Raw genomic sequence first — 12,885 nt, forward strand, 5'->3', positions numbered from 1 at the left:
AATATAGTCATTTAGAATGATATTATAGATGGAGGTGCTCGCATGAAGTTCAATATTCGAACTAAACTTATTACTATATGCTTAATTTTATTAGTTATACCCGGGTTGATTATAGGTCTAATAGGGTATGTTATTTCAAAAAATGAATTGAACAATTTAGCTGAAACAAGTTTAAAAAATAGTGTAAACCTTTCACTTAAAACAATTGAACTCGTAAATCAGAAAGTGGAAAGCGGATCATTAACTCTTGAACAGGCACAAGAGGAAGTAAAAAAAGAATTATTGGGTGAAATGATTGATGGAAAACGCCCTATTACAAAGGAGATTGATCTTGGACCAAATGGCTACTTATACGCAATAGATGATAAAGGAAATTTATTGATGCATCCAGTCCTTGAAGGAGATAATTTATACGAAGCAAAAACAAAAGATGGTTTTTATTTTCTTCAAGACGTCATAAAAAAGAGTGCACAAGGGGGATTTACCTATTATGAATGGGCTCTTCCTAATAATCCAGATAAAACGCTTCAAAAATTGTTTATTCAAAAAAAGATCCTCATTGGGGATGGATTGTGGCCTCTGGTTCATACATGATGGACTATAATAGTGGAGCGAATAAAATTGTAAGCGTTTTAGCTCTAACATTAGGAATTTCAGTTATTATTGGCGTATTCATTATTATCCTTTTCTCCAAACATATTGCCTTACCTATTAAAAAAATTGCAAATCACGTTAAAGAGGTAGCGGATGGTAATCTAGTACTTGATGAGCTTAAAGTAAAGAATAAGGATGAGGTAGGAGAATTAGCCAATGGATTTGAGCAAATGATTGTACAATTGAAGGCTTTACTACATGAGGTATCTGATTCGGCTGAGCAGGTGGCAGGTTCTAGTCAGGAACTAAGTGCTAGCAGTGAACATAATGCTCGAGCAACAGAGGAAATTAATGGTTCCATTCAAGAGGTTGCAACTGGAGTAGAAGTACAATCAACCAAGATGAAACAAATGATTGAACAGACGATAAATATTTCGAATTCTACCGATCAAATACATTTAAATACAAAGAGTATGCATCACTCAGCAGAGAAAACAAATGAAATTGCAAAAAAAGGGAAAGATTATGCACAAACAGGAATCCAACAAATGATTGAGGCTGCCAACCATGTAGAAACAATGGAAAAGACAGCATTAAAGCTTAACGAAAAGTCGGTTGAAATTGAAAGTATGTTATCTCAAATTTCTGCTGTTGCGGATCAAACGAATCTATTAGCATTAAATGCAGCGATAGAAGCAGCTCGTGCGGGTGAGCATGGTAGAGGATTTGCCATCGTGGCGGAAGAAGTTCGAAAACTTGCAGAACAATCAGGAAAAGTAGCTAGCGGCATTGGAGTACTAATGAATGATATTAGACAAGAGACTGAGGATGCTGTTATGACTATGAAGACAGGTAAGCAGTCAGTGTTGAAATGTCAAGAGACAGTAGATCAAACAGGACAAGCTTTCCACGACATTTATCAATCATCTAATGGAGTGTATAACAAAACATTAGAAGTATCGAAATCAATTGAAGAAGTTCATCATATTATCGAGCTTTTAGTAGCTAATTCTAAGGAAATTTCTAACATCATTGAAGAAGAGATTCGTTTCACTAATCAAGTGGCTGCGGCAACAGAAGAACAGACAGCTTCGATGGAACAAATAACAGCTTCAGCCATCAGTCTTGCAAAGCTTTCAGAACATCTCCAAATTCATGTGCAAAAATTTAAATTATAACCGTACGGCTAGTAGAATATACTTGTTAGGAAACAGCCAAAATAAATGAATAAAATGGTATATACAAATCATCATTTATTTCCGTGGAAATTTCGACAAAGTTCTAGTATTCTTAAACCATAATAAAATCATGGGTGGAGATTATGAACGAACAATTAATAAATGAGTCCTTAGATCAGCTGAGAAGAGGAGAAATTTCCGAGCTATTTGTTAAAAAAGAAGATTTTTTATCTTTTAGAAAAGTAATTGTTAAAAGAGAAGATTTCAAACAATTTAGGGGAATAGCCCAACATGGTGGAAATGTCGTCTACCAATATTTAGATGTTCCGAGAAGTTAATCATAACGTTAATTTTAGACAAATTAACATTGAACGAGAGCCTGACAAATTTATCAGGTTCTTTTTTAGGCTGTTTTTACTTTTACAGGAGGTTTGTAAATGAGTTCATTTAAAGATAAATCCATTATTGTAACAGGTGGAGCGAATGGTATTGGACAGGGAATTTGTGAATTCTTTGCAGAGAGAGAAGCTAAAGTGATTATTGCAGATATTGATGATCAAAGAGGAATCCAATTGCAAAAAGATATTGTTAGTAAAGGCAACAGTGCTATTTATATCCATTGTGATGTTAGTAGAGAAGATGATGTAAAGAAATTAGTTGCACAAACGATTGAGCAATATCACGCCATCGATGTTTTGATTAATAATGCTGGAGTATCAAAGTTTATACCTTTATTTGAAATGTCTTTAAAAGAATGGGATGAAGTAATAAATACAAATTTGAGAAGTGTTTTTCTCTGCTCAAGGGAAGCTGCACAAGTTATGAAAACAGGCAGTTCAATCGTTAATATTGCATCTACGAGAGCGTTTATGTCAGAAGAAAATACAGAAGCTTATTCGGCATCAAAAGGTGGAATCATTTCCATTACACATGCATTAGCAAGAACACTTGGACCAAAAGGTATTAGAGTGAACAGTATAAGTCCGGGTTGGATAGAAACGAATAACTATGATGAATTAAGAGACATCGATCATTCACAGCATTTAACAAATAGGGTTGGAAAACCAGAAGATGTGGCAAGATGCTGTTTATTTCTATGTAATAGTGATAATGATTTTATAACGGGTGAAAACATTGTCTTGGACGGTGGTATGGTGAGAAAGATGATTTACGAAGACTAGATTACCTCCTTCTAAGTAAGAAGATATTGCAGATTAAAACAACAAGAGTAAAGACCAAACATGATAGAATTTGAGACATGTGAACCCCCTATAACCAATTGTTATTCTTATGTTACGGGATAACTATATAAGTAATATAAATAGAGGGTAAAATTTGTGTTAATTTATCTTAAATCCTAACGCTTACAAAATTTGTAAAGCATACTTTCATTGTTGATTTACAAACTATAAATGTTTGTATGGTTTGTGAAATCACAACGAAAGGATACAAAAAATGAAAAAAATCTCTGTGCTTATACTTAGCTTTATTCTACTCGTAATAATGAATATTTCTCCTTCTAAAGCATCTGGTTATAATCACAGCAATCTATATGATGTGAAACCTGGTGATACTCTTTGGAAGATTGCATCAAAGTACCATACCTCTATAGAAGATCTTAAAGTTACTAACGGCTTGCAATCAGACTTATTATTAACTGGTCAGAAATTGTGGGTTCCAACTACGTATGTTGTTGTATCAGGAGACACCTTATGGAAGATTTCAAATGCTTATAATTCTTCCGTTCAGCTAATTAAGGCTGCAAATGGGCTAAAATCTGATTATATTTATATCGGGCAAAGATTAAAGATTCCCCAAAGAAAGCTCAATATGCAGGGGCAATATGTCCTAATGACTAGAGAGGAATTCAAGGATTGGTTGTTTCATCATAAATTTAATCGAGACATTAGATTAATTCAACAGCATCACACTTGGCAGCCAGCGTACAATGACTTTAAGGGAACTAATTATTTTACGATGTTAAAAGGGATGGAGAATTTCCACGTTCAAGAAATGAAGTGGAAGAACATTGCTCAAAACTTAACCACGTTCCCTGATGGTAAAATTGCGGTTTCAAGGCCGTTTAACATGGAGCCAGAGGGTTCTATAGGTCCGAAGGCTAATGCAGGGGCAATAATGATTGAGAATATCGGGAATTTTGATATCGGGCATGATGTAATGACTAAAGAACAAAAAGAAACAATAGTTTATATGACTGCTCTACTTAGTTTGAAATTTGGTTTAACACCTTCTATAGATACTATCACGTATCACCATTGGTGGGATTTGAATACTAAGGAGAGAGTTTTAGACAACAGCAAGGGCTATTCGGTAAAGACATGTCCAGGGACTGGGTTTTTTGGTGGAAACTCGACCACTGCAGCAAAGACATATTTTTATCCACAAGTAAAACGCAAGATGCAAGAGATTACAGCTTCTTTACAATAGTTTAAAATCGAAAAGGATAGATGAGGCAGGTGGTTGCCTCATCTATCCTTTATGTGTTTTCAGAAATATTACTTGTTTTTTTCCTGTAAGTATATTTTTTTTGTAAATTCTTTTAATCCCTCTATAACCTCTTTCTTTGTTTCTGTATCATCCAATCCGGTGAATCCATACACAAAAGAGGATCCTTCGATTTTTTTCCATTTCGGCTCACCCAAAATACGTATAAGCTTATCATTCAGTAGAAATGTAATTTCAATTAAAAATCTTTTTTTATCTATAGGGAGGTTTAATTTTGTTTTAAACCTTAAACCATTAGGACTTAAATCAAGAATATCAGCGGTTCCTGCTTTTGATTCTTCCGATATGTTGTTTATTCTAAGGATTTTAAAAGCTCCATGGAGAGGTTGATTAAATTGAAAACGAAAAGGCTCTTCTCTCTTATACAACATAGCACTCACCTTAACAATTTTATTGTTATACCAAATATAGTTTATTAGGTATTTAGTATCAGAATACTGTTAATTATTTCATTTTACAATAGTTATTCTTATATTAATTTGATTATAATTAAAATTGTCATTTTTTCTTCAAATAATATTTATTTTCACTACTTCCTAATGAACATTTGATAATATTGCCCGTTCCTTTCCGCTCCAGGCACTTGCTTTCCGCGGGGAGGAAGTCGAGCCTCCTCGACGTGCCGTCTGTGGGGTCTCGACCTTTCCTCTACTTCCCGCAGGAGTCAAGTGCCTTCCGCTACAATCCACTCAGTTTTTCATATGTTGTAAAAGAAACAATCTTTACGAAAAGAACCTATTATTTAGATTTTTAATTGAAATTTCAGTACAATTGAGAAAAAGACTTTTTTAACGGGGGACCATATGGATATTTTAGAAAAACTAGAAATGTTGAAAACTGAAATGAGTAAAGTGATGGTGGGAAAAGACAAGGAAGTAGAGCTTCTGACGATTGCATTACTATTTAATGGGCACATTTTAATGGAGAGTGTTCCGGGTACTGGTAAAACAATGTTAGCAAAAACATATGCTCAAATGATTAATGGCAGTTTTTCTAGAATACAGTTTACTCCCGATGTACTTCCAAGTGATGTAACGGGAATTCAATTTTTTAATCCAAAACAACAAGATTTCGAATTCAGAACAGGTCCGATACTAGCAAATGTCGTTTTGGCAGATGAGGTTAACCGTGCAACACCTCGTACACAGTCAAGTTTGTTAGAAGTGATGGAGGAACGTCAAGTTACGATAGATGGTCATACGATTAAGCTTGAAGAGCCTTTTATGGTGCTTGCCACACAGAATCCTGTTGAGTCACAACAAGGGACATTTCCATTACCCATTGCTCAAATGGATCGCTTCTTATTTAAATTAGCTATGTCTTATCCAACCTTTGCAGAAGAAAAGAACATGCTAAGAATCCATCGCCTTGAAGAACAAAAACATAATCTTGTAACGATTTTAAGCCAAACGGATATCTTCCATTTGAAAGAAGCAGCTTTGAAGGTTGTTTTGTCTGATGAAATGGAAACGTATTTATTAGAAATAGTTAGAAAGACAAGGGAACACGAGGACATTGAACTAGGAGTAAGTCCGAGGGGTGCACTAGCTTTAATGAGGGCATCACAGGGAAAAGCGTTACTTGAGGGAAGAAATTTCGTTGTTCCAAATGATATTAAAGAGATGATGGTTCCTGTTATTAGTCATCGTATATTCTTATCGACAGAAGCTTCTCTTACAAAAACGGTAGAAAAAGTGATTGAAAATGTTGTTTCTTCTGTCTCCGTTCCTGTAGAAGCAGGGGTCTAATATGGAATGGAGTAAGTACACAGTAGAGGATAAACCTTTTGCATTAACCTCCTTAGTTGCTTTTTTACTTTTACTAGGAGGTCTGTATAGTGATTCATACATCGTATTTTTTATTGGAGTGCTATACTTTGTCGCTTTTTTTGTGAACAATTATTACCTGAAACATGTCGGTGAGGAATTAAAACTTGTTAATAAAAAGGTGAGGAGCCGTCATTTTATTGGAGAAGCAGGTGAGTGGGAAATAGTCCTAACCAATATGGGGTTACCTATTATGAAAGGGGAGCTACAAATTGTATTTGATGATTGTGTTTCTCCTATCAATGAAAAACAATCCAATCACCTATCCAACTATACGATTAAAATGCCATTTTCCATAAATAAAGGCCAAAGTAAAATCATTACCATTCCCTATCAAGCAGTGAAACGTGGAGTTTCTAAGATTACCAATATAGAGCTTAAAATTCCGCATTTTTTTGGATTCGGAGATACGGTGTTAGAGTACAAACAACTATTTAAAAATGAAGCATTAGTCTACCCTAGTGTGATGCCAGTCCATAATTTAAAGCATTTCTTATCTGAAAAATCAGGGGAATCAATCGTGAATCATTCACTATTTGAAGATATGTTGGCTCCTTCTGGTACAAGAGATTATCTCTATTCTGATAGCTTTAACCGCATACATTGGAAGGCAAGTGCGAGAAAGCAGACACTACAAACAAAAGTGTTTGAAACTGCGGCTGAAAGGGGATGGCATTTGTCCATTAATATTGCCGAGCGTTATGCTATTAATAATCAGCTGGAATTTATGATGAGCAGTGCTGCAGAATTGGCTTATTATTCATATAAAAACAACATTCCATTCTCAATCAGCATTAATATGAGAGTATTCGGTAACACTCCTTTTTGTTATATCCCAGTTGGTACAGGGAAAGAACATCTTCAAAGAATTTTAGAGACACTGTCTCTAGTGAATCATCACAGCATTCTTTATCCTTATGATAAAATGGTGTCTTTTTACGAACGGCATTTATTTGTACAACCATACTTCATACAAAGTGGACTAGTGAATGAGACAGCAACTGATATGATTAAGTCTTTAAACAGAAAAGGAGTAAATCTTTTAAGGTTAGATTTGGATGAAAAACAGGCTGCTATCAAAAGGTACCATATAGATGATAAGAGGGGAGTGAGCTAGATGTATTATCAAACTCTTTATTATCTAGGTAGGGAAATTCTCTTTGGCGGCTTTCTTTTTATCTTTTTCTATATTTTAAATAAGGAACAGGCCCCTTTATTAACCTATTTTTTCTTAACGATCTTGTCTGTTTCATTATTTGTATTTCTACTTTCAAAGTATGGAAACAAAGGGAAGAGTTTGTTTTTGATTGTAATTGTCCCTATTCTCTCTGGAGGAGCATGGATATCTTCCATACCCATTCCTATTTTATTTCTATTGTCCGTGCTTATTTTTATGCGAACCATTAGCCATTTCAATACGAACCATATCCATAATGAAGGAAATTGGGTTTTAAGTTCTTTTATTGTTGGAACGATTGTGTACTTAATCTCCTTAAACAGTGAAAGTTCAGACAGTAACTATGTACTTTTCTTGTTGATTATACAGCTTCTTTATTGCCTGGCAGGCGGATTTATCATTCGTTATCTTTCTATGACTACAAATGTAGAAGAGAAAAGCAGTTATGCTCGACCTTTCCTTACCGTTATGGGTGCCATTATCTTCTGTGGCATGTTGCTTACTTCAAGTTTAAGTTTAATTAAGTTTCTATTATTTAGTTCTTTAAAAGGGTTGGCATGGATAGTCGGTTTATTAGCTTTTCCGTTGTTTAACTGGGCAGAAAAATTTGAAGCAGAAAAAGCTCAAGATAACTTGCCTAAGATAGAGGAAAAGAATGAAGAATTAGAACAGTTAATAAGAGAATCACAGGCAACAGAATCAATGTTTGATCCATTTCTTTTCCTGGCTATTGGAGTTGGGATTGCTTTCGTCCTTTTTTCAATCTATATTTTTAAAAAGAAAAAAGTAAATTTAGAGAAAAATGTAGATGAAAAAAATAAACCTTTCTCCATAGTAGACTCTAAGTCAGACAAGGAATATTTGAGAACAAGCTTACGAAAAAACGTAGTTCCATCAAGCTTAATCAGGAAAGAAATTTACGAACTAGAAAAGTACGCAAACCAATTACAGGTTGGCAGAAGGGACTATGAGTCATTATTAGATTGGCTAGAAAGACTGGATGTAAAAAATTATAAATTTATCAACCAAGTTTACGAACAAACTAGATATGGCAAATTACTAACTGACGTAAAAATCGAAGAACGCTTTCACAATGAAATAAAACAAACAAAACTTCAATTAAAAGAACTTCATAAAGAAATGATTGAATCAGGGGAAATTAAGAGAAAGAGATTTAGTTGGTAAAGTGTAGAGTAGAATGTTTTCTGCTCTTTTTTTATTTAATGATGTTTTAAAGTCTTTCAATATATTACCCACATATAATTAACTGAAGGATGTTATATGACCGAAAGGGGAGAGGGAAGTGAGTCCAGAAATTGAAAAAGCGTTAAGGGTAAAATGTATAGCTAATGATATTTTAGAATTATTAATGGAGGATCAAACCAACTTCTCAGAAATGGATCTACGAAATATAGTAGAACTATTGGCACGGTCTGTAAATGATTTAACAAATATTTACACGGGGTTAGATGAAGATCATGGAACAACATTAAAAGCGACCATTGCAAAAATGAGAATCGGATATAATACACTTAATTATGGAAAGATGAAACAGAGACTGGAAAATGAAAGCGTTTAACTAAAAAAAGTGTGAAAAATCCTTTAAAATTAAGGGTTTTTCATTGTTTATAAGAAAGTAAAATGCTATTCTTTTTTTGATGTCAGTTGTCTGATGACTTGATACAGTGATTGAAATAACTAGCTAGTCTTACATACATGTTTCAATATAAAAATGGAAAAAATAATGAAGTAAGATTGGACTTTGGTTAATGAACTTAAGTAAGTTATTTGACTGGGCATATTTTATTCCATTAAGACCTAATTTCTATTTAGAAGGAGTTTGATTTAATCATGGCAGAAAAACAATTTAAAGTAATCGCTGAAACAGGTATTCACGCTCGCCCTGCAACATTACTAGTTCAAGCAGCTAGTAAGTTCGATGCAGACATTCACTTAGAACACAAAGGTAAAAGAGTGAATTTAAAATCTATCATGGGTGTTATGTCTTTAGGTGTTGGTCAAGGAGCTGAAATCGTAATTTCGGCAGAAGGATCTGATGAGGCAGAGGCATTAGCTGCTCTAGAAGATACATTAAGAAAAGAAGGTTTAGCTGAGTAATGAGTTTTTTACATGGTATTGCGGCTTCAAGTGGTATTGCAATTGCGAAAGCCTATCGCTTAATTGAACCAAACCTTGCATTTGAAAAAAGAAGCATTGATGACGCTTCGGAAGAGATTGCTCGTTTTCAAACGGCTTTATCTAAATCAAAGTCCGAACTTGAGGCAATTAGAGATAAAGCAAGAGTAGATCTTGGTGAAGATAAAGCGGCCATTTTTGAAGCACATCTATTAGTTTTAAGTGACCCAGAATTAATTACACCTATAGAAGATAGAATTAAAACTGATAAAGTAAATGCTGAACTTGCTTTAAAAGAAACAGCAGATATGTTCATTTCAATGTTTGAGTCAATGGATAATGAATATATGAAAGAAAGAGCTGCCGATATTCGTGACGTAACGAAACGTGTCCTTTCGCATTTGCTTGGAGTACATATAGTAAACCCAAGCATGATTTCGGAAGAAGTGATTATCGTTGCTGAAGACTTAACGCCTTCTGATACGGCTCAGTTAAACAGACAATTTGTAAAAGGATTTACAACGGATATCGGAGGAAGAACGTCTCATTCAGCCATCATGGCTCGCTCAATGGAAATACCAGCAGTAGTGGGAACAAAAACGGCTACTGAAGATATTAACAATGGCGATTTAATTATTGTAGATGGTCTGAATGGACAAGTTCATATAAATCCAACACCAGAAGTAGTGGAGAAGTATAGAGCAGAAAATGCTGCTTTTGAAGCACAAAAAGCTGAGTGGGCAAAGCTTGTTCATGAAAAGACCCATTCTGCTGATGGTCACCATGTAGAACTAGCAGCAAATATTGGAACACCTAAAGATTTAGAAGGTGTTATTAATAATGGTGGTGAAGGTGTAGGACTTTATCGTACAGAGTTCCTATACATGGGTAGAGATCAACTTCCAACTGAGGAAGAACAATTTGAATCATATAAAGCAGTCCTTGAAGGCATGAACGGAAAGCCGGTGGTTGTTCGAACTCTTGATATTGGTGGAGATAAAGAGCTTCCATACTTAAATTTACCGAAAGAAATGAATCCATTTTTAGGATTCCGTGCGATTCGTTTATGTCTGGAAGAACAAGACATGTTCCGTACCCAGTTACGTGCCCTTCTTCGTGCAAGTTCTTATGGTAATCTAAAAATTATGTTCCCAATGATTGCAACGTTAGATGAGTTCCGTCAAGGTAAAGCAATCTTGGAGGAAGAAAAACAAAAACTGATTTCTGAAGGGATTACTGTTACTGATATCGAAATCGGTATCATGGTTGAAATTCCGTCAACTGCTGTTTTAGCTGATCAGTTTGCGAAAGAAGTTGACTTCTTTAGTATCGGGACAAATGACTTAATTCAGTATACGATGGCTGCAGATCGCATGAATGAACGAGTTTCTTATTTATACCAACCATATAATCCGGCCATTCTACGTTTAGTTAAAATGGTTATTGACGCCGCTCATAAAGAAGGTAAATGGGCAGGAATGTGTGGAGAAATGGCTGGAGATGAGTTAGCTATCCCGCTCTTACTTGGATTAGGCTTGGATGAGTTTTCAATGAGTGCAACATCCATTTTAAAAGCTCGATCATTAATCCGTGATTTAAATAAGTCTGATATGGAACAATTAGCTAATAAAGCATTACAAATGAGCAATATGGAAGAAGTCGTTACTTTAGTAAAATCAGTTACTACAAAATAACGATCAAAGGTTTTATTCTGTTCATAAGGGGTAAAGAAGAGTAAGCACTTAAGTTTTGACTTGTAAGTAAGCTTATCATTCTCATTTTCCCCCTCTTTTTGAATCCACTATTTATTAGTGGGTTTTTTTTGTGTTGAAATCTGTCGAAAATATTTATTGTAAAATATGTTTACTTTGTTATAAATATCCACTATTATTTAGTTAAAGTTAAATACTCAACGTTGAGTAAAGAGAGTTGAGTAGAATAGGAGGATAATTATGTTCTTAATAAAAGCAAGGAACTTAAAGAAAAACTACGGAGTTAGAGAAATAGTCAAAGGAATTAATTTTAGCATTACTCAAGGTGAAGTTTTGGCTGTAATCGGACCTAATGGCTCTGGGAAGTCAACAACCCTTGAAATGTTAGTTGGGTTAAGAAAGAAAGATGGAGGGGAAGTGAATTATTGGATTCAGAACTATAAAGAGCAAATTGGTATGCAGCTTCAATCTGTACCCTTTTTCCCTGGCCTAACCGCTTTAGAAAATATTAGGCTATTTGCAGCTTTTTATAAAATATACCTTCATAAGCAAATAGCAGAAGAACTCCTCCAAAAGTGTGGGTTATTAGAGTCGAGTAATACCGAGGCAACAAGACTTTCAGGTGGTCAACAAAAACGCTTAGCCATAGCAACAGCGATGGTTCACAATCCGAAGCTCATCTTTTTAGATGAACCAACAGCAGCATTAGATCCGCTATCTCGACAAGAAATACATCAACTAATATTAAGACTGTATGAGGAAGGGAAAACAGTTGTCCTGACATCACACGATATGGATGAAGTAAAGAAATTAGCAACTAGAATTCTTATGATTAGTAACGGAGAAATCATTGCTGAGGGAAGCCCTGAACAATTGTGTAATGAAAATCAAGTCCATAATTTAGATGAATTATATTTAAAACTCATTTCTAGAAAGGCGATGGTATCATGTTAAACGTTATCTTTAAATCCATGTTGATTACATCAATAAGGGATAAAATCACCCTATTTTATTCCTTAATGTTTCCTTTAATTTTGATGTTAGGTTTAGGCTTATACTTTGATAGCCCTGATATGAAGTTGAATATTGTTTCAGGTGTTACAGCTATAAGTACCATTTTTTGGGGAATGCAAGGAATTGCTTTTCAAGTACACTTTCAACGAAATAAGGGTGTGTATAAATTATTAAAATTAACACCGATGCCAACCATTTCTTTTATTTGTGTAATGACAGCAGCCCGAACAGTGATTGGCTTAGTTTTAAATATGATAGTCTGGATAATTGGAATGGTATTTCTAAAGTTTGATTTAACCTTAACCAATATCTTAATTACCTCATTACTTATTGCAGTTGGCTTACTTTCTTTTACAGCAATCGGATTTTTTATTGCTAACCTAGCTAATAATGAAGGACAAATAAATATGTTTTCAAACCTTTTACAACTCCCAATGATTTTTATGAGTGAGGCATTTTATAAGTTAAATTCTGCACCAAATTGGGTTGTTGCTACAGGAAAGTTACTTCCTTTTGAACACTATGTAAAGGCTCTAAAAGGAGCTATTAATGGCATGGACGATGCGCTATTGTTAGGATTTCTAATTCCACTTCTATATATGGTGATTGCAATCTTACTTTCGGTACTGACATTTAGGTGGGAAGCAAATGGAACAACCATTAAAAGTCGAAAGAAACTGTCAGCATAGTGATTTACTGGATGAATACTATTTGTTACAATA

The 12,885-nt window shown here is 34.6% G+C and carries 14 protein-coding genes; 13 read left to right on the forward strand and 1 reads right to left on the reverse strand.

The features are described from left to right. The first annotated feature begins 42 nt into the window (after positions 1–42). The 5 genes from SM124_RS02250 to SM124_RS02270 all read left to right on the forward strand — a co-directional run bounded on the left by SM124_RS02250 (position 43) and on the right by SM124_RS02270 (position 4,220). Positions 43–594, forward strand: a complete 552-nt coding sequence (locus SM124_RS02250) for a cache domain-containing protein (protein WP_322444860.1) — start codon at positions 43–45, stop codon at positions 592–594. Further along, positions 573–1,772: a methyl-accepting chemotaxis protein gene (locus SM124_RS02255; RefSeq protein WP_322444861.1), complete on the forward strand. Its 1,200-nt coding sequence runs from the start codon at positions 573–575 to the stop codon at positions 1,770–1,772. Before SM124_RS02250 ends, SM124_RS02255 begins: the two co-directional genes overlap by 22 nt. Before the next feature lie 143 nt (positions 1,773–1,915). Continuing rightward, positions 1,916–2,110: a protein YkzS gene (ykzS, locus tag SM124_RS02260; protein WP_322444862.1), complete on the forward strand. Its 195-nt coding sequence runs from the start codon at positions 1,916–1,918 to the stop codon at positions 2,108–2,110. Positions 2,111–2,209: 99 nt separating this feature from the next. Beyond that, a complete protein-coding gene (locus SM124_RS02265; RefSeq protein ID WP_322444863.1) occupies positions 2,210–2,953 on the forward strand; it encodes an SDR family NAD(P)-dependent oxidoreductase in 744 nt (247 codons plus the stop codon). Positions 2,954–3,227: 274 nt separating this feature from the next. Next, positions 3,228–4,220 (forward strand): LysM peptidoglycan-binding domain-containing protein, encoded by a 993-nt coding sequence (locus tag SM124_RS02270; RefSeq protein ID WP_322444864.1) that lies wholly within the window; start codon positions 3,228–3,230, stop codon positions 4,218–4,220. Positions 4,221–4,288: 68 nt separating this feature from the next. Here the strand turns inward: SM124_RS02270 and SM124_RS02275 are convergent, their stop codons facing one another. Next, positions 4,289–4,666, reverse strand: a complete 378-nt coding sequence (locus SM124_RS02275) for a PilZ domain-containing protein (RefSeq protein ID WP_322444865.1) — start codon at positions 4,664–4,666, stop codon at positions 4,289–4,291. Between the two features lie 435 nt (positions 4,667–5,101). Between SM124_RS02275 and SM124_RS02280 the strand changes: the two genes are divergently transcribed. The 8 genes from SM124_RS02280 to SM124_RS02315 all read left to right on the forward strand — a co-directional run bounded on the left by SM124_RS02280 (position 5,102) and on the right by SM124_RS02315 (position 12,852). After that, entirely contained in the window at positions 5,102–6,046 is a 945-nt protein-coding gene (locus SM124_RS02280; protein WP_322444866.1) for an AAA family ATPase, read from the forward strand. A gap of 1 nt (position 6,047) precedes the next feature. Next, on the forward strand, positions 6,048–7,241 hold the full coding sequence (locus SM124_RS02285; RefSeq protein WP_322444867.1) for a DUF58 domain-containing protein: 1,194 nt from the start codon (positions 6,048–6,050) through the stop codon (positions 7,239–7,241). Then, positions 7,242–8,486 (forward strand): hypothetical protein, encoded by a 1,245-nt coding sequence (locus SM124_RS02290; RefSeq protein ID WP_322444868.1) that lies wholly within the window; start codon positions 7,242–7,244, stop codon positions 8,484–8,486. 118 nt (positions 8,487–8,604) lie between these two features. Then, positions 8,605–8,880, forward strand: a complete 276-nt coding sequence (locus tag SM124_RS02295; protein ID WP_322444869.1) for a hypothetical protein — start codon at positions 8,605–8,607, stop codon at positions 8,878–8,880. Between the two features lie 272 nt (positions 8,881–9,152). Further along, positions 9,153–9,419, forward strand: coding sequence for a phosphocarrier protein HPr (locus SM124_RS02300; RefSeq protein WP_322444870.1), 267 nt, complete (start codon positions 9,153–9,155; stop codon positions 9,417–9,419). After that, a complete protein-coding gene (ptsP, locus tag SM124_RS02305) occupies positions 9,419–11,131 on the forward strand; it encodes a phosphoenolpyruvate--protein phosphotransferase (RefSeq protein ID WP_322444871.1) in 1,713 nt (570 codons plus the stop codon). The genes SM124_RS02300 and ptsP overlap by 1 nt, the downstream gene beginning before the upstream one ends. Positions 11,132–11,389: 258 nt before the next feature. Beyond that, the gene (locus tag SM124_RS02310) at positions 11,390–12,103 is read left to right on the forward strand and encodes an ABC transporter ATP-binding protein (protein WP_322444872.1); all 714 of its coding nucleotides are present in this window, start codon (positions 11,390–11,392) and stop codon (positions 12,101–12,103) included. Continuing rightward, on the forward strand, positions 12,097–12,852 hold the full coding sequence (locus SM124_RS02315; protein WP_322444873.1) for an ABC transporter permease: 756 nt from the start codon (positions 12,097–12,099) through the stop codon (positions 12,850–12,852). The genes SM124_RS02310 and SM124_RS02315 overlap by 7 nt, the downstream gene beginning before the upstream one ends. Positions 12,853–12,885: the final 33 nt, after the last annotated feature.

Origin of the sequence: Robertmurraya mangrovi, from assembly GCF_034427655.1 — a bacterium.
In the GTDB taxonomy this organism is placed as follows: Bacteria; Bacillota; Bacilli; order Bacillales; family Cytobacillaceae; genus Robertmurraya_A; species Robertmurraya_A mangrovi.